The sequence below is a fragment of the Duganella caerulea genome (assembly GCF_040362985.1).
GTDB classification, from domain to species: domain Bacteria; phylum Pseudomonadota; class Gammaproteobacteria; order Burkholderiales; family Burkholderiaceae_D; genus Rugamonas; species Rugamonas vulcania.
In genome coordinates, this window is record NZ_BPWJ01000001.1 from 986,753 (window position 1) to 1,008,826 (window position 22,074).

The window sequence follows — 22,074 nt, forward strand, 5'->3', positions numbered from 1 at the left end:
AGGCAAGCACCGCACGCCTATGCCACGCCCGCGCCCCAACTTGGTGCGCCGCCCGGATTTCGCACCCGCTATTCGCACCCATTTCGCACCCATTTGTTGCAGCAAATAAAAAAGTTATTTTTTTAGGCATGAGTAACGATTTTGTAATATGATTGCGAAAATTAAAATTACATCTCAACAATAGATATTGATTTGCAAGACACAAATCCTTGGTAAAGGCACAACCTTATGTCCATCCTGTTAGCCATGACGCTTGCCGCGGCTTCCACTGTCCAGCCTAGCTGCTCCTGGGACCATCCAGGCGTCAACCCCTACACCGGCAAGACCTCGGCCGCCATCGACCGCTACACTGACATCCCCGAAGCCGTGCGCAGCACGCTCAAGCGCCGCATGGAGGAAGGCCAGTCCGACGACAAGGTCACCATCACCCGCGACGGCATCGCCGGCAAGAACCAGTACGACCCGGCCATCCGCGACATGCACTTCGGCGCCGCCTCGGTATGCGCCACCGTCACCCGCAGCAAATGGAGTCCGCAGCGCCAGGAGCCGGGCGCGGTCTACTGCGTCGACCAGCACTGCATCCTGGTGCCCAAGATCTGCGGCAACGTCAGCCGCATCAACCGCAAGCCGGACGCGGTGGCCAAGGCACCGGCCGCGCCGCCTGCGGTCGCCAAACTGGGCAACAAGGTGGGCGGCAAGGACCTGGGCCTGGCCGATGCCGAGCCCGTCGAGCCGGAAGACTTGACCGACAAGGAACTGGCCGACCGCGCCATCCAACGCCAGGCGGCCATGGACGCTGCCAGGAAGCCGGCCGGCGTGGAAGAGTTCAATGTGCCGGAAAAGTTTGAGTTCGAGCTCGATCCCGAAGGCAATCTGGTCGTCATCGACCCCAGCCCGCTGACGCCCCGCCTGCCGCACGACGGCGACGACGGCGTCCCGCCGAGTCCCACTGCCGTGCCGGAAGCCGACACCTGGGCCATGCTGCTGGCCGGCCTGGGCATCCTGGGCGTGGCCGCGCGCCGCCGCCAGCGCCGCCAGCCGGGCTGAGTCCCCCCGTACCCGGCTGTGGCGCCCGCGCGCCACACCGGGCACCATCCTTGCATTCCCGAGCGGGGCCGCCCCGCGTCGTTTATAATTTCAACATATTTGCACGCCGCGAGCCGATCCGATCCGCTCGCCGCCTGCGTTTTTACCGTTTACTTTGCTGATTGCGATCCACTATGTCTATTTCCATTAAATCCGCCGAAGATATCGCCGGCATGCGCGTGGCCGGCCGCCTGGGCTCCGAAGTGCTGGACTACATCACGCCCTTCGTCAAGGCAGGCGTGACCACCGGCGAACTGGATCGCCTCTGCCACGAATACATGGTCAACGTGCAGGGCACCATCCCGGCGCCGCTGAACTACTGCCCGCCGGGCTACACGCCCTACCCCAAGGCCATCTGCACCTCGGTCAACGACGTCATCTGCCACGGCATCCCCGGCGACAAGGTGCTCAAGAACGGCGACGTGGTCAACCTCGACATCACCGTCATCAAGAACGGCTACCACGGCGACAACAGCCGCATGTTCTTCATCGGCGAACCCTCGATCCTGGCCAAGCGCCTGTCCGACATCACCTACGAATGCATGTGGCTGGGCATTTCCAAGGTCAAGCCGGGCGCCCACCTGGGCGACATCGGCCACGTGATCCAGCAGCACGCGGAAAAAGCCGGCTACAGCGTGGTGCGCGAGTTCTGCGGCCACGGCATCGGCAAGATCTTCCACGAAGAGCCGCAGGTGCTGCACTACGGCCGCCCCGGCACGCTCGACGAGCTGCAGCCGGGCATGATCTTCACCATCGAGCCGATGATCAACGCCGGCAAGCGCGAGATCCGCGAAATGGGCGACGGCTGGACCATCAAAACCAAGGACCGCAGCCTGTCGGCCCAGTGGGAACACACCATCCTGGTCACCGAGACCGGCTACGAAGTGCTGACGCTGTCGGCCGGCAGCCCGCCGCCGCCGGCGTTTATCACTGGCGCGGTGCCAGGCGCGTCGGCCACCGCCGTCGCGGCGTAAGCACGGGATGCCAGCCGCGGCGATGAAGAAGGAACTGCGCGAACAACTCAAGCGCCAGCTGAAGGCCGACCGCCAAGTCGTCATCGCCGGCTTCCAGGCGGACGGCATGCCGGAAAAGCTGCTACGCAGCCTGCGCCAGAGCGTGGACGCGGTGCTGACCACGGCCTGGCACGAGGCCCGGCTGCCGGCCAACACCGCGCTGGTCGGCGTGGGCGGCTACGGCCGCGGCGAGCTGTTCCCCTATTCCGATGTCGACCTGCTGATCCTGCTGGAGCGCGCGCCCGACGCCGACACCACGGGCAAGCTGGAGGAGCTGGTGCAGCTGCTGTGGGACCTGGGCCTGGAGATCGGCCACAGCATCCGCACGGTGGACGAGTGCCTGAGCGAATCGGCGGCCGACATCACCGTGCAGACCAGCCTGCTGGAAGCGCGCCTGATCGTCGGCGACGAGCCGTTGTTCCAGCAACTGCAGCAGCGCTACCAGGCGGCGATGGACCCGCGCGCCTTCTTCCACGCCAAGGTGCTGGAAATGCGCCAGCGCCACGCCAAGTACGAGGACACCGCCTTCAGCCTGGAGCCGAACTGCAAGGAAAGCCCGGGCGGCCTGCGCGACCTGCAGGTGATCCTGTGGATGGTCAAGGCCGCCGGCCTGGCCAACTCCTGGCGCACCTTGGCCACCAGCGGCCTGATCACGCAGACCGAGGCCAAGCAGCTGATGGAGAAGGAACGCGCCTTCAAGGACATCCGCGTGCGCCTTCACCTGCACGCCGGCCGCCGCGAGGACCGGCTGGTGTTCGACGTCCAGACCGCGATCGCCGAATCGCTGGGCCTGCAGGCCACCGGCAGCGGCGTCAACATGCGCCGCGCCAGCGAGTACCTGATGCAGCGCTACTACTGGGCCGCCAAGACCGTCACGCAACTGAACACCATCCTGCTGCAGAACATCGAAGAGCGTCTGTTCCCCAAGTCGGGCGAGGCGGTGCGCATCAACGAACGCTTCAACGACGTCAACGGCCTGATCGACATGCGCGACGACGACACCTTCGCCACCACGCCGTCGGCGATGCTGGAGATCTTCGTGCTGATGACCGAGCGCCCCTCGCTGCAAGGGATGACCTCGCGCACCATGCGCGCGCTGTGGCACGAGCGCTTCAAGATCGACGCCGCCTTCCGCGCCGATCCGGTCAACCGCGCGCTGTTCCTGCGCATCATGCAGGCGCCGGTGGGCATCATCCACGCGCTGCGCCGCATGAACGACCTGTCCATCCTGGGCCGCTACCTGCCCAACTTCCGCAAGATCGTCGGCCAGATGCAGCACGACCTGTTCCACGTCTACACGGTGGACCAGCACATCCTGATGGTGGTGCGTAACATGCGCCGCTTCACGATGGCCGAGCACGCGCACGAATACCCGTTCTGCAGCCAGCTGATGGCCAACTTCCCGCAGCCGTGGCTGCTGTACCTGGGCGCGCTGTTCCACGACATCGCCAAGGGCCGCGGCGGCGACCACTCCAAGCTGGGCACGGTCGACGCCGAACAGTTCTGCGTCGAGCACGGCCTGAGCGCCGAGGACACCGAACTGGTGGTGTTCCTGGTCGAGAACCACCTGACCATGTCGCAGGTGGCGCAGAAGCAGGACCTGTCGGACCCGGACGTCATCGCCGCCTTCGCCAAGGTGGTCAAGGACGAGCGCCACCTGACCGCGCTGTACCTGCTGACGGTGGCCGACATCCGCGGCACCAGCCCCAAGGTGTGGAACGCGTGGAAGGCCAAGCTGCTCGAGGACCTGTACCGCATCACGCTGCGCGTGCTGGGCGGCGAGCCGCACAGCGCCGACCACGAGCTGAAGAACCGCCAGCAGGAGGCGCTGGCCACCTTGCGGCTGTACGGCCTGCCGCCGGACGCGCACGAGCCGTTCTGGAAGCAGCTCGACGTCGCCTACTTCCTGCGCCACGACGCCTCCGACATCGCCTGGCAGACGCGCGCGCTGTACGACCGCTTCACCAGCGACCGGCCGGTGGTCAAGTGCCGCCTGGCGCCGATCGGCGAAGGCTTGCAGATCGCGGTCTACATCAAGGACCAGCCCGACCTGTTCGCGCGCATCTGCAGCTACTTCGACCGCAAGAACTTCAGCATCCTGGACGCCAAGATCCACACCACGCGCCACGGCTACGCGCTGGACACCTTCCTGGTGACCGAGCAGAACTTCGCCAAGAGCTACCGCGACATCATCAGCCTGATCGAGCACGAGCTGTGCGCGCTGCTGACCAACCCGGAACCGCTGCCGGCGCCCGGCAAGGGCCGGCTGTCGCGGCTGTCGCGCACCTTCCCGATCCAGCCGACGGTGGACCTGCGCCCGGACGAGCGCGGCCAGTACTACCTGCTGTCGGTGGCCGCCAACGACCGCACCGGCCTGCTGTACTCGATCGCCAACGTGCTCACCAAGTACAAGATCAACCTGCACACCGCCAAGGTGATGACGCTGGGCGAGCGCGTGGAGGACGTGTTCCTCATCGACGGCGCCACACTCAACAACGCCCGCAGCCAGATCCAGCTCGAAACCGACCTGCTGGACGCGATCAAGGTATAAACTTAGCTTCACCTTTCATAGAAAACGCATCATGTCCGAAGAATTATTACGCCTGTCCAAACGCATGTCCGAACTGGGCCTGTGCTCGCGCCGCGAGGCCGACGAGTGGATAGCGCGCGGCTGGGTACGGGTGGACGGCCAGGTCGTCTCCGAACTCGGCACCAAGATCTATCCGAGCCAGCGCGTCACCGTCGAGCGCCAGGCCGCCGCCGAGCAGTCCAAGCGCGTCACCGTGCTGATCAACAAGCCGATGGGCTACGTCAGCGGCCAGGCCGAGGACGGCTACCAGCCGGCCGTGGTGCTGGTCAAGCCGGAAAACCGCTGGCCGGACGATCCGTCGCCGGAAATCTTCCATCCCACGCAGCTGCGCTCGCTGGTGCCGGCTGGCCGCCTGGACATCGACTCGGTCGGCCTGCTGGTGCTGACCCAGGACGGCCGCGTGGCCAAGCACCTGATCGGCGAAACCACCGACGTCGACAAGGAATACCTGGTGCGGGTCGAATACACCAAGCCGGGCAAGCTGCCGGACAGCGACCTGAAAAAGCTCAACCACGGGCTGTGGATGGACGGCAAGCCGCTGCTGCCGGCCAAGGTGCGCTGGCAGAACGACGACCAGCTCAGCTTCACGCTGCGCGAAGGCAAGAAGCGCCAGATCCGCCGCATGTGCGACATGGTCGGACTCAAGGTTGTCGGTTTGAAACGTGTGCGTATTGGCAAGGTCAAGCTGGGCGACCTGCCGGTGGGCCAATGGCGCTATCTGCGCCCCGAAGAACAGTTCTGATCAGGCCGGCGTGGACCAGAACGCACAGTGAGCCAAATATTCTTGCCATTTAGCAAGCCAAGAGCGCGAATAGATTGTAAACTGTGTGGATCGACCTCGCATCGTAGAGTCATTACCAAAGAGATATGCCGTCGTGAACGATCCTATACCAAATGAATTTCGCCGCGGCCCGCCCAGCCTAAAAGATGCTGTGGAACCCATACCGGCGGGTTCGAAACCGCACGACATGACCGATGAGCATGACATCGGTGATTCGCTGACCCTGCTCGCCGACAACGGCGACCCGATCTCGATTTATCCAGCCAGCACCACCAACGTGGTGATGGCGCGCATCAAGTCGGTCGATCCCGAGAATCCGTACTTTGTGCTGGAGCTGAACGAGGGCGAGTTCCTGCCGCCCGGCGACGCCATCTTCGTGGCCTGGCTGCGCTCGGCCAAGATCCAGTTCAAGCTCACATCGCCGGACTGGGCCTGCACGCCCGGCGAGCCGACGCTGATCCCGCTGGAATTCCCGCTCAAGTGCCAGGTGCTGAACCGCCGCGCCTCGACCCGGCTGGAAACCCCGCTCGGCATTTACTACATGGCCTCGTTTGTCCTGAACGGCAAGCCGTATGAACTGCAGCTGTACGACTTCTCGGCCGGCGGCGTCGGCATGCGGGCGCCGCCGCGCGATTGCGTCGGCCTGTACGTCGGCCGCAAGCTGCAGCGCGTGCGGCTGGAGCTGGGCCCGGATTCGGTGATGATCGCCGACCTGGAGATCCGCCTGTCGCGCACCTTCCGCTCCTTCCTGCTGGGCGAGCAGGTGCAGATCGGCTGCCAGTTCCTCAACCTGTCGCCGTCGATGCAGGAAGAACTGTCCCGCCTGCTGGACAAACTCAACAGCAGCAAACAGCGCTGAACTTGCCGGGCATGCAACTTGCTTAAAAAAATCAGCTTAGACAGCTGCTTTTTTTATGGGCCCGGCATGACAACGACAGAGACCGAACCGACGCAACGCATCGTCAAGATCCGCCGCGACTACAACACCTGGGTGGCCAGCGAAACCATCGAGGACTACGCGCTGCGTTACACGCCGCGCGCGTTCCGCAAATGGTCGGTGTTCCGGGTCTCGAACACGGCCTTCGGCGCGATCTCCTTCCTGGTGCTGGAGGCGATCGGCGGCACCATCACCGTCAACTACGGCTTCATCAACGCGCTGTGGGCCATCATGGCGGTGGGACTGATCATCTTCCTCACCGGCCTGCCGATCAGCTACTACGCCGCCACCTACGGCGTCGACATGGACCTGCTGACGCGCGGCGCCGGCTTCGGCTACATCGGCTCGACGATATCGTCCTTCGTCTACGCCTCGTTCACCTTCATCCTGTTCGCGCTGGAGGCGGCCATCATGGCCTACGCGCTGGAGCTGTACTTCCACCTGCCGCTCTACCTCGGCTACATGGTCAGCGCCTTGATCGTGATCCCGCTGGTGACGCACGGCGTCACGCTGATCAGCCGCATCCAGATGCTGACGCAGCCGGTGTGGCTGGTGCTCATGGCCCTGCCCTTCATCGCCATCCTGCGCAAGCAGCCGGAGTTGCTGCCGCAGCTGCTGCACTACGCCGGCCGCTCCGGCGAGAACGGCCACTTCAACGTGTTGATGTTCGGCGCCGCCACGGCGGTCGGCGTGGCGCTGATCACGCAGATCGGCGAGCAGGTCGACTTCCTGCGCTTCATGCCGCAGAAGACCGCCGCCAACCGCTTCCGCTGGCATATGGGCGTGTTGATCGCGGGGCCGGGCTGGATCCTGCTCGGCATCGCCAAGATGCTGGGCGGCGCGTTGCTGGCCTTCCTGGCGGTCAGCAGCGCGGTGCCGCTGGCGCAAGCCGTCAACCCGACGCAGATGTACCTGGCCGGCTTCGGCCAGGTGTTCGCCACCCCGTCGACGGCGCTGCTGGCGACCGCGCTGCTGGTGGTGATCTCGCAGGTCAAGATCAACATGACCAACGCCTATGCCGGCTCGCTGGCCTGGTCCAACTTCTTCGCGCGGCTCACGCACAGCCATCCGGGGCGCGTGGTGTGGGCCGTGTTCAACGCGCTGATCGCCGTGCTGCTGATGGAGCTGGACGTGTTCCAGGCGCTCGACCAGGTGCTTGGCCTGTACTCCAACATCGCCATCTCGTGGATCACGGCGGTGGTGGCGGACCTGGTGGTCAACAAGCCGCTGGGCCTGAGCCCCAAGGGCATCGAGTTCCGCCGCGCCTACCTGTACGACATCAACCCGGTCGGCGTTGGCGCCATGCTGCTGGCGTCCGCGTTGTCGGTGGCGGCGTTCATGGGATTGTTCGGCCACCAGGCGCAGGCCTTCTCCGCCTTCATCGCGCTGCTGACGGCCTTCGTGGCCTCGCCGCTGATCGCCATCGCCACCAAGGGCAGGTACTACACCGCCCGCAAACCGGTGCACGTGCACAGCAAGACCTGCGTGATCTGCGAAAAGGAGTACGAGTCCGAGGACATGGCGCACTGCCCCGCCTATCAAGGCTCGATCTGTTCCCTGTGCTGCTGCCTGGACGCGCGCTGCAACGACGTCTGCAAGCCGCACGCGAAGGTGTCGTCGCAATGGCAGGCGGCGATGCAGGCGCTGCTGCCCAAATCCCTGTGGCGCTACCTGAGCAGCGGCCTGGGACACTACCTGCTGCTGATGATCGTGACGGTGCTGTTCTTTGGCGCCCTGCTTGGACTGATCTACTACCACGAACAATCGGTGCTGCCGGCCGGCGACGCCGCGCTGCTGCCGCAACTGCGGCTGGTGTTCTTCAAGATCTTCGCTGCGCTGCTGCTCACCAGCGGCATCGTCGCCTGGTGGCTGGTGCTGACCAGCGAGAGCCGGCGCGTGGCGCAGGAGGAATCGAACCGCCAAACCGGCCTGCTGACGCGCGAGATCGAACTGCACAGCCAGACCGACGCCCAGCTGCAGCAAGCCAAGAAGACCGCCGACCTGGCCAACCAGGCCAAGAGCCGCTACATCGCCGGCATCAGCCACGAGATCCGCACGCCGCTCAACTCCATCCTCGGCTACGCGCAGCTGCTGGACAACGACCCGTCGATACCGGAGCACCGCCAGCAGGCGATTCGCGTGATCCGGGGCAGCGGCGAGCATCTGCTGTCGCTGATCGAGGGCACGCTGGACATCGCCCGCATCGAGGGCGGCAAATTCAACTTCGACATGAAGGAGTTGAACTTCCCCGACTTCATCGGCCAGATCGTGCGCATGTTCGAACTGCAGGCGGCTAACAAGGGCCTGGCCTTCCGCTACGAGCTGACCGGCGTGCTGCCGCGCATCGTGCGCGCCGACCGCAAGCGCTTGGGGCAGATCCTCATCAACATCCTCGGCAACGCGGTCAAGTTCACCAGCAGCGGCGGCATCGTGCTGCGGCTGCAGTATGCGCGCGAGATGGCGTCGTTCGAAGTCGAGGACACCGGCCCCGGCATCCTGCAGGAGGAGATCGACCATATCTTCGAACCCTTCTCACGTGGCAGCGCCAGCGCGCACGCCAACGCCAGCGGCACCGGCCTTGGCCTGCCGATCTCCAAAATGCTGACGCAGCTGATGGGCGGCGAACTGAATATCCGCAGCACGCCCAAGCAAGGCAGCGTGTTCCACATCCGCCTGTTCCTGCCCAGCGTGCACGCCACCGCGCGCGAACTGCGACGGCTGGAGCAGCCGTCGGCGCAGCGCGTCGGCTATCACGGTACGCGTCGCCGCATCCTGGTGGTCGACAACGAGCGCGTGGACCGCGAGATGCTGCTCAACATCCTGCAGCCGCTGGGCTTCGAAGTGGCGCTGGCCGAATCCGGCCTGGAATGCCTGGACCTGCACGCCTCCTTCCAGCCGCACCTGATCCTGATGGACCTGGCCATGCCGGCGATGGACGGCTGGGAGGCCAGCTACATCCTGCGCCGCCGCCAGCTGTCGCAGGTGCCGATCGCCATCGTCTCCGCCAACGCCTTCGACAAGGGCATGGAAAACGCGGCCGGCATCACGGCGGCGGACTTCATCGTCAAGCCGGTCAACGTGGCCGAGCTGCTGGACTGGATAGGCCAGCGCCTGGCGCTGGAGTGGATCACGCAGCCCGCCATCAGCATCGAGGTGGCGGCGGCCGCGCCGGAACTGAAACAATTGATACTGCCGCCCGCCGCCTACCTGGAAGCTTTGAATGAACTGGTACGCATCGGCTATGTGCGCGGCATCCAGAACAAGCTCGATGAAATCAGCGCGCTCGATGCGCGCTACCTGCACTTCACGCAGACCATGCGCAACTACGCCGCCCGCTTCCAACTGGACGCGATGGCCGACTTCCTCCGAAAGAACCAAGACGATGAACTTCAACACTGACCGCGCCGTGGTGCTGGTGGTGGACGACGTGCCGGAAAACCTGGCCGTGCTGCACGACGCGCTGGACGAATCGGGCTACACCGTGCTGGTGGCGAACAACGGCGAAACGGCCTTGCAGCGCGCCGCCGAGGCGCAGCCGGACGTCATCCTGCTGGACGCCGTCATGCCCGGCATGGACGGCTTCGAAACCTGCCGCCACCTGAAGGCCAGCCTGGCCACGCGCCACATCCCGGTGGTGTTCATGACCGGGCTGACGGAGGCGGAGCATGTGGTGGCGGCCTTCGCCGCCGGCGGCAACGATTATGTCAGCAAGCCGGTGCGCACCAGCGAGGTGCTGGTGCGGATCGCCGCCCACATGCAGACGGCGCGCCTGATGGACCAGGCCCGCAGCGCACTGGACGCCTTCGGCAACGCGGTGATCGCAATGACCCCGGGCGACGGCAAGATCGTCTGGCAAACGCCGCTGGCGCGCACGCTGATGCAGGGCTACGCGGTCGATACGGAGCTAACGGCGTGGCTTGCGGCGACGCAGCTGGCGCACAGCCAGGGTCAATCGCATCCGCCGTTGACGCTGCAGAGGGCCAGCCGCCGCCTGATCTTCTCGGCGGCGGAGTTCAGCGAGAACGAGCAGTGGATGATCGTGCTGCGCGAGGAATCGGACAGCGCGCAGATCGAGAAGCTGATGGCGTCCTTCAAACTGACGCAGCGCGAATCGGAGGTGCTGAACTGGGTCATCAAGGGCAAGACCAACCGCGACATCGGCGACATCCTCGGCACCAGCCCGCGCACCGTGAACAAGCACCTGGAACACGTGTTCGTCAAACTGGGCGTGGAAACGCGCACCTCCGCGGCGGCGGTCGCGATGGGCAAGCTGCGGATCAGAACGACGGCAGACGCAAGCCCAGTTGAATCGCCAGCAGGCGCACCACCACGATAGAAGCCAGGCCGGCGCCAAACGCCCAACGCGGCGGCATGCCGGCCTTCTTCAGCAGGATGTACAACAGGATGCCGGCGATGGCGGCGGTCGCGTAGATGTCCTTGCGCAGTATCAGCGGCACCTTGACGGACAGGATGTCGCGCACCAAACCGCCGCCGACGCCGGTCAGTGTGCCCATCAGGATGACGATCAGCGCGCGACAGCCCTGCGCCTCCGCCACCTTGGCACCGGACATGGCGAACAGCGCCAGCCCCAATGCGTCGGCGATCAGCAAGGCGTCGGTCGGTATCGGCAGCACCTGTACCCAGAGGATGGTGAACAGCGCCGAGCCGACGATCACCAGCAGCGGCTTGGGGTCTTCGATCCAGAACACCGGATGGCGGTTCAGCAGCAAGTCGCGCACGGTGCCGCCGCCGATGGCAGTCATCGCGGCCAGCACCATCACTCCCAGCAGATCCAGATGGGAAGCCATCGCCGCCAGCGTACCACTGGCGGCGAAGACGGCCACCCCGATCAGATCGAGGATATAAAAAATTAAACGCAACTCCACGGGAAACCTGACAAATAAAAGAGGACCGTTACTTTATCAGTTATCGTGGAAGCGGCCAAATTACTGGCCTCCGCGTCCGCCTACACGGCCAGGTGGCGCTTGACTTCCGGGTCGTTCATCGCCGCCTGTGGGCCGGATGCCACCACCTCGCCGCGCGACAGCACGATGAACTGGTCGGCCAGTTCATGGGCGAAATCGAAGTACTGCTCGCACAGCAGGATGGCCATGTCTCCGCGCTGGCGCAGCAGCCGGATCACGTTGCCGATGTCCTTGATGATGGAAGGCTGGATGCCTTCGGTCGGCTCGTCGAGGATGATCAGCTTGGGCTCCGCCAGCAGCGCCCGCGCGATCGCCAGTTGCTGCTGCTGGCCGCCGGACAGGTCGCCGCCGCGACGGTGCAGCATGTCCTTCAGCACCGGGAACAGCTCATAGACTTCGCCCTTGATGGTGGAAGCCTTCCTGCCGCTGTGCGTGGCGAGGCCCATCAGCAGGTTCTCCTCCACCGTCAGCCTGGCGAAGATCTCCCGTCCTTGCGGCACGTAGGCGATGCCGGCCCGCGCGCGCTGGTGCGGCGCCATGCGCGTGATGTCGCGCCCTTCCAGCCTGACCGCACCGGCCGATACCGGCAACACGCCCATCAGGCATTTGAGCAGCGTGGTCTTGCCAACGCCGTTGCGGCCCAACAGCGCCATGCACTTGCCCCGCTCCAGTTCCAGCGACACGCCGCGCAGCGTGTGCGAGGAGCCGTAGTACTGGTTGATTTTTTCGACTTGCAGCATATTCGTCAGCGCCCCAGATAAACTTCAATCACCCGCTCGTCGGACTGCACTTGCGCCATCGTCCCTTGCGCCAGTACCGAGCCTTCGTGCAGCACCGTCACCACGCCCTGCTGCGCGATCTCCGTCACGAACGCCATGTCGTGCTCCACCACCATGATCGAATGCTTGCCGCGCAACTCGTTGAGCAGTTCCGCCGTGCGCGCCGTTTCGGCATCGGACATGCCGGCCACCGGTTCATCCAGCAGGATCAGTTGCGGCTCCTGCATCAGCAGCATGCCGATCTCCAGCCACTGCTTCTGCCCATGCGACAGCAGGCCGGCCGGCCGCAGTTCGCTGCCGTTCAGGCGTATCAGCTTGAGGATCTCGTCGATCTTGCCGCGCTGTTCGGACGACAGGCGCGCGAACAGGGTTGGCCGCACGCGCTTGTCGGTCTTCATCGCCAGCTCCAGGTTTTCAAACACCGTGTGCTGCTCGAAGATGGTCGGGCGCTGGAACTTGCGGCCGATGCCCGCGTGGGCGATCTGGTATTCCGTCATGCGGCTCAGGTCCATGGTCTGGCCGAAGAAGGCCGTGCCGGAGGTGGGCCGTGTCTTGCCGGTGATGACGTCCATCATCGTGGTCTTGCCCGCGCCGTTAGGGCCGATGATGCATCGCAGCTCGCCCACCGAAATATCCAGGCTCAGTTTATTCAATGCGCGGAAGCCGTCGAACGACACAGTGATCTCCTCCAGGTACAGGATGGCGCCATGCGTGGTGTCCAGCCCTTCGCCGGCCACGCGGCCCGACGAGATGTTCAAATGTTCGTTGGCGCTCATGGCTGCTCCTTGCACAGGCGCGCGGCCAGTCCGGCTATGCCCTGCGGCAGGTAGCGTGTCACCAGGATGAAGATCAAGCCAAGCGCGAACAGCCACAGGTTCGGGAAGGCGCCGGTGAACCAGCTCTTCAAACCATTGACCGAGAACGCGCCGATGATGGGTCCCAGCAGCGTGCCCCTGCCGCCCACCGCCGCCCAGATCACCATCTCGATCGAATTCGCCGGCGACATCTCGGACGGGTTGATGATGCCGACCTGTGGCACATACAGCGCGCCCGCGATCCCGCACAGCACCGCAGACAGCGTCCACACGAACAGCTTGAACCACAGAGGGTTATAACCGATGAACATCAGCCGCGATTCCGAATCGCGTACCGCCTGCAGCACGCGTCCCAGCTTGGACTTGACGATCCAGCGGCACAGCAGCAGCGAGCCGACCAGCATCGCCAGCGTGACCAGGTACAGCGTGGCCTTGGTGGCGGGTGCGCTGATCGGATAGCCCAGTATCCGCTTGAAGTCCGTGAAGCCGTTGTTCCCGCCAAAGCCGGTGTTATTACGGAAGAAAAGCAGCATGAAGGCGTACGTCATGGCCTGCGTGATGATCGAGAAGTACACGCCCTTGATGCGCGAGCGGAAGGCGAAGAAGCCGAACACGAAGGCCAGCACGCCCGGCACCAGCACCACCAGCGCCAGGCAGTACCAGAAGCTGTCGGTGGCGGTCCAATACCAGGGATAGGTTTTCCAGTCGAGGAAGACCATGAAGTCCGGGAGGTCGCTCTGGTACACGCCCTCCCTGCCGATGGCGCGCATCAGGTACATGCCGTGCGCGTAGGCGCCCAGCGCAAAGAACACGCCATGGCCCAGCGACAGGATGCCGGCATAGCCCCACACCATGTCGAGCGCCAGCGCGGCCAGCGCGTAGCACATGAATTTTCCGACCAAGCTAACCATGTAGCTGGGCACATGCAGCGGATGGCCGTCCGCAAAGGCCAGGTTCAGCACCGGCAGCGTGGCCAGCACCACGCAGCAGGCGGCGATGCCGCTCCACGCCCGGTGCGAAAAGAGAGAGGGTTGGTTCATTCTGCGCTCCTGCCTTTCATGGCGAACAGGCCCTGCGGCCGCTTCTGGATGAACATGATGATGAAGACCAGGATGGCGATCTTGGCCAGCACCGCGCCCGCCACCGGTTCCAGGAATTTGTTCGCTTCGCCCAGCCCCAGCGCAGCGATGATGGTGCCCGCCAGTTGGCCAACGCCACCCAGCACCACCACCATGAAGGAATCCACGATGTAGCTCTGGCCCAGGTCCGGCCCCACGTTACCCAGCTGCGACAGCGCCACGCCGCCCAGCCCCGCGATGCCGGAGCCGAGGCCGAAGGTCATCATGTCGATCTTCGCGGTGGACACGCCGACGCAGCCAGCCATGCGGCGGTTCTGCATCACGGCGCGGACGAAGAGGCCAAGCCGCGTCTTGTTCAGTATCAGCCAGACGCCGGCCACCACCAGGAGCGCGAACACGATGATGACGATGCGGTTATACGCCAGCACCAGCGAGCCAAGCACCGTCACGCCGCCCGACATCCACGAGGGATTCGCCACTTCGACGTTCTGCGCGCCGAAGATGGTGCGCACCGCCTGCATCAGTATCAGGCTAATGCCCCAGGTGGCAAGCAGCGTTTCGAGCGGACGCCCGTAGAGCCAGCGGATCACCGTGCGCTCAAGCGCGATGCCGACGGCTGCCGTGACCAGGAAGGCGGCCGGCAGCGCGGCGATCAGGTAGCAGTCCACCGCCGATGGGAAGTAGTTTCGGAAGCCGAGCTGGCACAGGTAGGTGGTGTAGGCGCCTATCATCAGCAACTCACCGTGGGCCATGTTGATGATGCCCATCAGGCCGAAGGTGATGGCCAGGCCCAGTGCCGTCAGCAGCAGCACGCTGGCCAGCGAGATGCCATAGAAGACGTTGCCGATAAATTCGGTGCGCGCGAGGCGGCTGTCCAGTGCCTGCAAGGTGTGGGCGGCGGCCACGCGCACCGCCTGGTCGGGTTCTTTATCGCCCTGCATCGCTTGCAGCAGCGGGCGCAGATTGGCGTTGCTGCTGTCGGCCAGCGCTTCGACGGCGGCCTTGCGCTTGGCGGCGTCGGGCGATTGCAGGTTGGCGGTGCCGGCGACCAGCTGCAGCATGGTGCGGATGTTCGGGTCCTGTTCCTTCGCCAGCGCTTTTTCGATCAGCGGGGCTTGTGCCAGCGTCACGCTCTTTTGCAGTTCGGTGGCGGCGGCAAGGCGTTGCGCGCGATCCGGCGAGAACAGCTTGAGCGCGGACAGGGCGTCGTCGACGGCGCCGCGCAGGCGATTGTTGACCATCACGCCCTCCAGGCCTTCGGGCAGAGGGCCTGTTTCGCCGGTGGCCGGGTTGTAGGCCTTGTCGTCGGTGACGATGAAGATGCGGCCGTCCGGCGTGGCGTATAGCGCGTCGGACTTGAGGGCCGTCAGCAAGCGGGTGGCGTCATCGTTGGCCAGTGCGCCGATCTTGACGATGGCGTCGACGCGGGCATCGGGATCATCGCCGGCCAGGGGCGCCAGCAGCGCGCTGTCGATGGCGGCATGCGCCGCGCAGGACAGCAGCAGGCAGGCCAGGAGCAGGAGTTTTTTCAAGATGCATTCCTTGTGTGATATTCCATGGATCCCCGCCTGCGCGGGGATCCATACTCGGCTACCGGGTTACAGCTTCTGCTTACCCTCGTTACCCGGAATGTACGGGCTCCATGGATTCGCACGCACCGGACCAGGCGTCTTCCACACGACGCTGAACTGGCCGTCCGGGCGGATCTCGCCGATGAACACCGGCTTGTGCAAGTGGTGGTTGGTCGGGTCCATCGTCAACGTAAAGCCCGACGGCGCCTTGAAGGTCTGCCCGGCCATCGCCGCGATAACCTTGTCAGTGTCGGTCGACTTGGCCTTCTCCACCGCCTGCGCCCACATGTGGATGCCGACGTAGGTCGCTTCCATCGGATCGTTGGTCACGACCGTGTTCGCGTTCGGCAGCTTCTTCGCGACCGCGTAGGCCTTCCACTTCTTGATGAATTCCGTATTCACCGGATTCTTCACCGACTCGAAGTAGTTCCACGCCGCCAAGTGGCCCAGCAGCGGCTTGGTATCGACGCCGCGCAACTCCTCCTCGCCCACCGAGAACGCCACCACCGGCACATCGGTCGCCTTCAGGCCTGCATTGCCCAGCTCTTTGTAGAACGGCACATTCGAATCCCCGTTGATGGTGGAGATCACCGCCGTCTTGCCGCCGGCCGAGAACTTCTTGATGTTGGCGACGATGGTCTGGTAGTCCGAGTGGCCGAACGGCGTGTACACCTCGTCGATGTCGCTGTCCTTCACGCCCTTGCTCTTCAGGTAGGCGCGCAGGATCTTGTTGGTGGTGCGCGGATAAACGTAATCGGTCCCCAGCAGCACGAAGCGTTTGGCGCCACCGCCCTCCTTGCTCATCAGGTATTCCACTGCGGGGATGGCCTGCTGGTTGGGCGCCGCGCCGGTGTAGAAGACGTTCTTCTCCAGTTCCTCGCCCTCGTACTGCACCGGGTAGAACAGCAGGCTATTGAGCTCCTTGAACACCGGCAGCACCGACTTGCGCGACACCGACGTCCAGCAGCCAAATACCACGGACACCTTGTCCTGCGCGATCAGGCTGCGCGCCTTCTCGGCGAACAGCGGCCAGTTGGAGGCCGGGTCGACCACCACGGCCTCCAGCTTCTTGCCCATCACGCCGCCCTTGGCGTTGATTTCGTCGATGGTCATCAAGGCCACGTCCTTCAGCGACGTTTCGGAAATGGCCATCGTGCCGGACAGCGAGTGCAGGATGCCGACCTTGATGGTGTCGGCGGCGTAGGCTTGTGCCCCGGCGGCCAGCATGGCGGTGGCGGCGGCGATGCGGCTCAGGGAGGCGATGAAATTGCGGCGATTTTGCATGAGATAGCTCCGTGTGGTGGAATTAGAATTGCAGCTGCAAGGTGACAGAGAACTTGTCCGTATCGGCGGCATTGGTCACCTTCGTCTTCGAGTACACGGCGCTGACCTGCGCGTTGTAGCCGTCGATGATGTAGTTCACGCCCGCGTCATACTGTTTGGTGTCGATGTCGGTGTCGGCGGCGAACTTCTGCCAGCGCACGAAGGGCTGGAACTTGCCCCAGCCGGCCTTCTCCTCGAAGATCCAGGAAGCGCCGGCCGAATAGGCCTTGCCCTGCTCGGACTTGATGATGTCGTCGGTGTTGTAGTCGTACCATGCCGCTTCCAGCGCGAATGCGCCGGAGCCCTTGACCCGCTTCTCCATCAGGAAGTCGACGTTGTAGGAGCTGTACTTGCCGCTCTTGGCGACGGTGAGGATGCCGTCCTTCTGGTAGCGTCCCGCCGCGCCGATGGAGAGGATGTCGGCGGCGCCGAGGTAGTTGCCGGTGCCGTAGTAGCCCGGCTCCGCGTCCCAGAAGTCGTACTGCAAACGGCCTGCGTACATCAGCGAGTCGTCGGCCTTGACGCCTGCAGCCTTGGCCTGCGACTGCGTCATCGAGCCGATGCCGAAGGTGTGGCCTTCGAAGGCGCCGAAGGAGTAACCCAGCTTGCCCTCGGCGGCATTGCCCCACACGACCACGCCGTCGTCGCGGCCACGGAAGATGCCGCCGTTGTAGCCGTAGCGCGAGGCCACGCCGGCCCAGTAGCCGCCGCCCAGCGAGTAGTACGGCCCGGCCATGTTGGCGCGGTCGCTCGGCGACAGCAGGCGGCCCGCCCAGATGTTCAGCTCAGGCGAAATGGCGAACTGGCCGGCGGCGTCCAGGATGCGGATCTTGTCGCCGTCCCATTCGGTGTTCAGCATGCCCTTGATGTTCTTGTTCAGCGAAGCGCCGAAGAACAGCCGTGCCGAATCCAGGTTGAAATCGCTGGAGCGGTCGGTGCCATCGGGCGCGCCGTTCTTGGCGCTGGTGTAGCTCTCGCGCATGCCGAAGCCGACGCTGACCGACTTGTCGTCGCCAAAATTGATCGTGGCGCCGGCGCACGCATTGCCGGCCACCGCTGCTGTTGCTGCCGCCACCGCCAGCAGCACTCCCCGTTTCACACCCATCGCATTCCCCTTTTTGGTTTTGGATGCTGCAAGATTAGCCAGCAGACAAGCCGTGAGGAATACGTCGAATGACGTAGTGGTATCGGAGGGACAGGAGGAAGCGCCGCCGCAGGGCGGCGCAGGAAGGCTTACTGTTTGCGCAGTTCGGCGACGGCGCGGTCAAGCACCGGATCGGCACCGGAGCGCAGAGAGGCCACGGTGGGGTGTACCTCGACGTCGGGCGCTATGCCCTTGCCGACAAACGCGGTACCGTCGAGGAAGACGTCGCGCTTGACACAGATGCGCGCCTTGCCACCGCCCGGCAAGTCGAGGAACAAAGGCTGGCCGGTGCTGCCGCCGGTGGCCTCGCCGACAATGATCCCGCGCTTCAGCATCTTGAAGGAGACCGTGAAGTCCTCCGCCGCCGAGAAGGTTTGTGCGCCGGTGAGCACCGCCACCGGGCCGTTGAACACATCCTTGTGCTGCGCCTTGTACGTCTCGCCGTTGCTCCTCACCGGGGTCCAAATGACGGCCGGACTGCCTTGCGCGCGCATGTAGACATCATCGTCGCGCCGGTACGAATAGGCGCTGCCGATGGGCTGCCGGCTCAACCACGACAATATCCGCTCGCCGTATTCGCTCGAACCTCCGCCGTTGCGGCGAACGTCGATCACCAGCCCTTTCGCCTTAAGGATGTCGGGGATCGCCTTCTCGAAGGCCTTCACGCTTTCATCGCTCTCGAAATGATCGATGGAGATATACGCTATATCGCCCGGCAGCGTCTTGAAGACAAAACGCGGAGGCCCCTGGTAATTGCCGGAACGGTTCACCACTTCGTCGCGCTCGGCGCCGTCCGCAGCGCGCACGCGCAGCTTGACCGGCTTGCTGGCGGCGCCCATCAGCAATTCGTACGAATAGGTCCGCATCGCCCGGTCCTGCGGCGTGGACGCGCTGACGAAAGGCTCGATATGCTTCCGCCCATATTCCAGCGCCGGTTCGCCGTCGATGGCGACGACCTCCTCGCCGGCATGCAGGCGGACCTTCAAGTTTGGATTGCCCACCCACTCTACCAGCACCCTGCCCTCGACCAGCGCGGTGCGCATCGGCGGGCGGGCATAAATCTCGTCGCTCAGCTCCTGGGGCGGATAGACATTGGTATGGCCATCCTGCAGCAACGGCGCCAACCGCATCATGATCCGATAATAATCGCGCGTGGTCGGTGCGGCGATCACCTTGGACAGGTAGTCCATGTAGACCTGATCCCACGCCAGCTCGGGCACGTGGTCGAAATGAACGAAGCTGCTGCGCACCTCGGCCCAGAACAAGGACAGGCCCGCGACTTTTTCCTCCACCGTCAACACCGGCTTGTACGGCGTGGCGATGGCGGGCGCCTTGTACAGCCGCTCCGAAAGCGCCGATGTCTGTGGCTCGGCTTTAAAGCGCGGAACTTCGGCGGCATACACACTCGGCGCGGCCAGCGCGAGCATCGTCAGCATGGCTAAGGGTCTGATTTGCATGGGGTCCTGCTTGGGTTGCGGAAGTGCCTGCGATGTTGACATAAAAGCACGCCCGCCACAATCGCCGGCTGGCCGGATTTGGTGGCACAATAACGGCTTCATTTTTGGGAGTACCACCATGACTATTTTTGCCGCCTCCGTTTTCGACGCCACCGTGATCTACGAAGGCAATGAGCTCTTCAAGGGCCAGGGCGCGGCGCGCGGCTGGGCCGAAAAGCTGGCCAAGGAACTGGAGTGCGAGATTGGCGTCGAGAAGATCGGCACCGGCTGGGTGCTGACCGGCACCGTGGACGGCGAAGCCTGCAAATGGAGCATCGTCGGCCAGCGCCTAAAGCGCATGGACTAAAACGCATGGACTAAAGCGTGCGTTAGCGCACAACATCGCCAGTCCTTGCCGGGTACGATTTCCGATAATCTGCCCACCAACGATAGCGATGAAACGCGATACGCCCGCGGCGACCGGCGAAGCCGCCCTGTCCGACCCCACTGCCGCCGCCAGGTTGGCCGGCCTGTGTTATGTGCACGACTACCAGCCCGGCATCGCCCGCCGCAAGCGCGGCAAGCACTTTCATTACGTCGCCGCCGACGGCCAGACCATCAAGGACGCCGACACGCTGGCGCGCATCAAATCGCTGGCGATCCCTCCCGCGTGGACCGACGTCTGGATCTGCGCTCACCCGCGCGGCCACCTGCAAGCGACAGGGCGCGACGCGCGCGGCCGCAAGCAGTACCGCTATCACCCGCGCTGGCGCAGCCACCGCGACGAATCCAAGTACGACCGCATCCTCGGCTTCGGCAAGGCCCTCCCCGCGATACGCCGTGCGGTCGGCGCCGCGCTCCAGCTGCCAGGCCTGCCGCGCGAGAAGGTGCTTGCGACCATCGTCTACCTGCTGGAGGCGACCATGATGAGGATAGGGAACGAGGAGTACGCGCGCGCGAACAAATCCTTCGGCCTGACCACGCTGCACGACCGCCACGTGCGGCTCGATGGCAGCAAGGTTGAATTCCGCTTCCGGGGCAAGAGCGGCGTGCATCACGCCGTCGCGGTCGAGGACCGGCGGCTGGCCAACATCATCCGCCGCATCCGCGACCTGCCCGGCCAGGAGCTGTTCCAGTACATCGGCGACGACGGTCTTCCGCACGCCATCGGTTCGTCGGACGTGAACGAATACCTGCACACCATCGCCGGCGAGGACTATACCGCCAAGGACTTCCGCACCTGGTCCGGGACGGTGCTGGCGGCGGTGGCGCTGCGCGAATATGAGAAGTTCGATTCCGAAGCCCAGGCCAAAAGGAACGCGGTGCAGGCCATCGAAGCGGTGGCGAAAAAACTGGGCAATACGCCCACCATCTGCCGCAAATGCTATGTGCATCCGAGCGTGATCGAATGCTACCTGGACGGCACGATGTTGAAGGCGGCGCGCAGCCGCGCGAAGCAGCAGCTACAGGATGGCCTGCACGCGCTGCGGCCGGAAGAGGCGGCGGTGCTGGCGTTGTTGCAGCACCGCCTGCAGGCCTCAGCGGCCAGCGACCGGCGGTGACGCCTCGGCGCGCAGGATGATCACGGCGGTGGCGATATCCTCATGGCGATTGCGCGCCGGCGAATTGACCGTCATGTAAACCTTCACCGCCGCCAGCGAAGCGTGGTCGCCGAAAAACGCACCCTCTGCATCGTAGCGCTCCCGGAAGTTCTCGTTATTCAGCGGACAGGCCAGCGATTCATTCTTCGCGCGGTTCGGGCGCTCTTCGCACCGGGTGTAGCTGTCGCCGTTGACGGCGGCGGCGATCAGATGGTCGGTGCGCTGATCCAGCATCACTGGAAAACTGAAGCGGCGCGCAACCCCGTCCACCTTCATCTCGAAACTGAGCACGCCCTTGTAGGCCGGCAGGTTTTCCAGCTTGAGTTTTGCGTCCGATATTTTTCCGGGCGGGATAAAGCCGTCGCCCCCCAACCCGCCACGGAACGTCGCGTCGGTACCGCCGATCTGGCGATACTCCATGCTGCGATGGATGAATAGCAGATTGTCATAGGCCGATTGCGGAATCGGCTTGTTGGCCGCCATCGCCTGGGCCTGGGCCACTATCGCCAGCATGCGCGCCTGCCGTTCCACCGGGCCAGGCACAGGCCCGCGGCCAGCCTCCACATTCAGGCGCACCTTCGACTCCTGGCCGACAAACAGATGCATATTGTCGCGCCGGCCCCACCACAACTCGCCAACCGGGCCACTGCTGCCGGACTGCTCCCAACCGGCGGGGTCGTAGGTATCCTTGGGCGCCGGATCCTCGCGGCCCAGATCCGGATTGCGAAGACCTGCAAGCTTGCCGTCCTTGCTGAACGCCGCCATCTTGTACGAGCCACCGTAATTGACGGCGCCGACGCCGCCATTGGACGCGTATTGCGAACAGGCGTTCTGGCTGGCGCCAGGGGGCAGCCATGGCTTCACCGTCGGTGGGCAGCGCTCCAGCGTTTCCGGGCCGGCGACGGCGGGCAGCGTGACCCACAGCGCGGCGAACAGCGGCAGCATCGAGTACATATTTTTCATGACACGTCGGTTTGAATTTAAAAAAATATTA

At 64.4% G+C, this 22,074-nt stretch carries 18 protein-coding genes; 9 read left to right on the top strand and 9 right to left on the bottom strand.

Annotated elements, in window-relative coordinates; translation table 11 throughout:
* The first annotated feature begins 228 nt into the window (after positions 1 to 228).
* The 7 genes from ACUJB0_RS04205 to ACUJB0_RS04235 all read left to right on the top strand — a co-directional run bounded on the left by ACUJB0_RS04205 (position 229) and on the right by ACUJB0_RS04235 (position 10,743).
* Positions 229 to 1,047 carry an MHFG family PEP-CTERM protein gene (locus ACUJB0_RS04205; protein WP_444844139.1) on the top strand — a complete coding sequence of 273 codons (819 nt, stop codon included), beginning with the start codon at positions 229 to 231 and terminating at the stop codon, positions 1,045 to 1,047.
* A 173-nt stretch (positions 1,048 to 1,220) separates the two neighbouring features.
* Positions 1,221 to 2,060, top strand: coding sequence for a type I methionyl aminopeptidase (gene map / locus ACUJB0_RS04210; RefSeq protein WP_444844140.1), 840 nt, complete (start codon positions 1,221 to 1,223; stop codon positions 2,058 to 2,060).
* A gap of 22 nt (positions 2,061 to 2,082) precedes the next feature.
* A complete protein-coding gene (locus ACUJB0_RS04215; protein WP_444844141.1) occupies positions 2,083 to 4,650 on the top strand; it encodes a [protein-PII] uridylyltransferase in 2,568 nt (855 codons plus the stop codon).
* Between the two features lie 31 nt (positions 4,651 to 4,681).
* Complete coding sequence (locus ACUJB0_RS04220; protein WP_008449305.1) at positions 4,682 to 5,431, top strand: pseudouridine synthase; 750 nt, start codon at positions 4,682 to 4,684, stop codon at positions 5,429 to 5,431.
* Between the two features lie 226 nt (positions 5,432 to 5,657).
* Entirely contained in the window at positions 5,658 to 6,329 is a 672-nt protein-coding gene (locus ACUJB0_RS04225) for a flagellar brake protein (protein ID WP_444844142.1), read from the top strand.
* Positions 6,330 to 6,395: 66 nt separating this feature from the next.
* Positions 6,396 to 9,806, top strand: a complete 3,411-nt coding sequence (locus ACUJB0_RS04230; RefSeq protein WP_444844143.1) for a hybrid sensor histidine kinase/response regulator — start codon at positions 6,396 to 6,398, stop codon at positions 9,804 to 9,806.
* Positions 9,790 to 10,743 carry a response regulator gene (locus ACUJB0_RS04235; protein WP_444844144.1) on the top strand — a complete coding sequence of 318 codons (954 nt, stop codon included), beginning with the start codon at positions 9,790 to 9,792 and terminating at the stop codon, positions 10,741 to 10,743. The genes ACUJB0_RS04230 and ACUJB0_RS04235 overlap by 17 nt, the downstream gene beginning before the upstream one ends.
* On the opposite strand, the gene ACUJB0_RS04240 is transcribed toward ACUJB0_RS04235, so the two are convergent.
* The 8 genes from ACUJB0_RS04240 to ACUJB0_RS04275 all read right to left on the bottom strand — a co-directional run bounded on the left by ACUJB0_RS04240 (position 10,685) and on the right by ACUJB0_RS04275 (position 19,500).
* Positions 10,685 to 11,293: a trimeric intracellular cation channel family protein gene (locus ACUJB0_RS04240; protein ID WP_444844145.1), complete on the bottom strand. Its 609-nt coding sequence runs from the start codon at positions 11,291 to 11,293 to the stop codon at positions 10,685 to 10,687. The genes ACUJB0_RS04235 and ACUJB0_RS04240 overlap by 59 nt on opposite strands.
* A gap of 80 nt (positions 11,294 to 11,373) precedes the next feature.
* Positions 11,374 to 12,072, bottom strand: coding sequence for an urea ABC transporter ATP-binding subunit UrtE (gene urtE, locus ACUJB0_RS04245; RefSeq protein WP_444844146.1), 699 nt, complete (start codon positions 12,070 to 12,072; stop codon positions 11,374 to 11,376).
* A 5-nt stretch (positions 12,073 to 12,077) separates the two neighbouring features.
* Positions 12,078 to 12,887 (bottom strand): urea ABC transporter ATP-binding protein UrtD, encoded by an 810-nt coding sequence (gene urtD / locus ACUJB0_RS04250; protein WP_444844147.1) that lies wholly within the window; start codon positions 12,885 to 12,887, stop codon positions 12,078 to 12,080.
* Entirely contained in the window at positions 12,884 to 13,966 is a 1,083-nt protein-coding gene (urtC, locus tag ACUJB0_RS04255; protein WP_444844148.1) for an urea ABC transporter permease subunit UrtC, read from the bottom strand. The genes urtD and urtC overlap by 4 nt, the downstream gene beginning before the upstream one ends.
* The gene (gene urtB, locus ACUJB0_RS04260) at positions 13,963 to 15,537 is read right to left on the bottom strand and encodes an urea ABC transporter permease subunit UrtB (protein ID WP_444844149.1); all 1,575 of its coding nucleotides are present in this window, start codon (positions 15,535 to 15,537) and stop codon (positions 13,963 to 13,965) included. The genes urtC and urtB overlap by 4 nt, the downstream gene beginning before the upstream one ends.
* A 66-nt stretch (positions 15,538 to 15,603) precedes the next feature.
* Positions 15,604 to 16,803 carry an urea ABC transporter substrate-binding protein gene (urtA, locus tag ACUJB0_RS04265; protein ID WP_444844226.1) on the bottom strand — a complete coding sequence of 400 codons (1,200 nt, stop codon included), beginning with the start codon at positions 16,801 to 16,803 and terminating at the stop codon, positions 15,604 to 15,606.
* Positions 16,804 to 16,882: 79 nt separating this feature from the next.
* On the bottom strand, positions 16,883 to 18,004 hold the full coding sequence (locus ACUJB0_RS04270; protein ID WP_444844150.1) for a porin: 1,122 nt from the start codon (positions 18,002 to 18,004) through the stop codon (positions 16,883 to 16,885).
* Between the two features lie 128 nt (positions 18,005 to 18,132).
* Entirely contained in the window at positions 18,133 to 19,500 is a 1,368-nt protein-coding gene (locus tag ACUJB0_RS04275) for a S41 family peptidase (protein ID WP_444844151.1), read from the bottom strand.
* Positions 19,501 to 19,618: 118 nt separating this feature from the next.
* On the opposite strand from ACUJB0_RS04275, the gene ACUJB0_RS04280 reads away from it, so the two are divergent.
* Positions 19,619 to 19,846 (top strand): hypothetical protein, encoded by a 228-nt coding sequence (locus ACUJB0_RS04280; RefSeq protein WP_161084789.1) that lies wholly within the window; start codon positions 19,619 to 19,621, stop codon positions 19,844 to 19,846.
* Positions 19,847 to 19,934: 88 nt separating this feature from the next.
* Positions 19,935 to 21,041, top strand: coding sequence for a DNA topoisomerase IB (locus tag ACUJB0_RS04285; RefSeq protein ID WP_444844152.1), 1,107 nt, complete (start codon positions 19,935 to 19,937; stop codon positions 21,039 to 21,041).
* On the opposite strand, the gene ACUJB0_RS04290 is transcribed toward ACUJB0_RS04285, so the two are convergent.
* Positions 21,018 to 22,043: a hypothetical protein gene (locus ACUJB0_RS04290; protein WP_444844153.1), complete on the bottom strand. Its 1,026-nt coding sequence runs from the start codon at positions 22,041 to 22,043 to the stop codon at positions 21,018 to 21,020. The two genes, ACUJB0_RS04285 and ACUJB0_RS04290, sit on opposite strands and share 24 nt — an antisense overlap.
* Positions 22,044 to 22,074 lie beyond the last annotated feature (31 nt).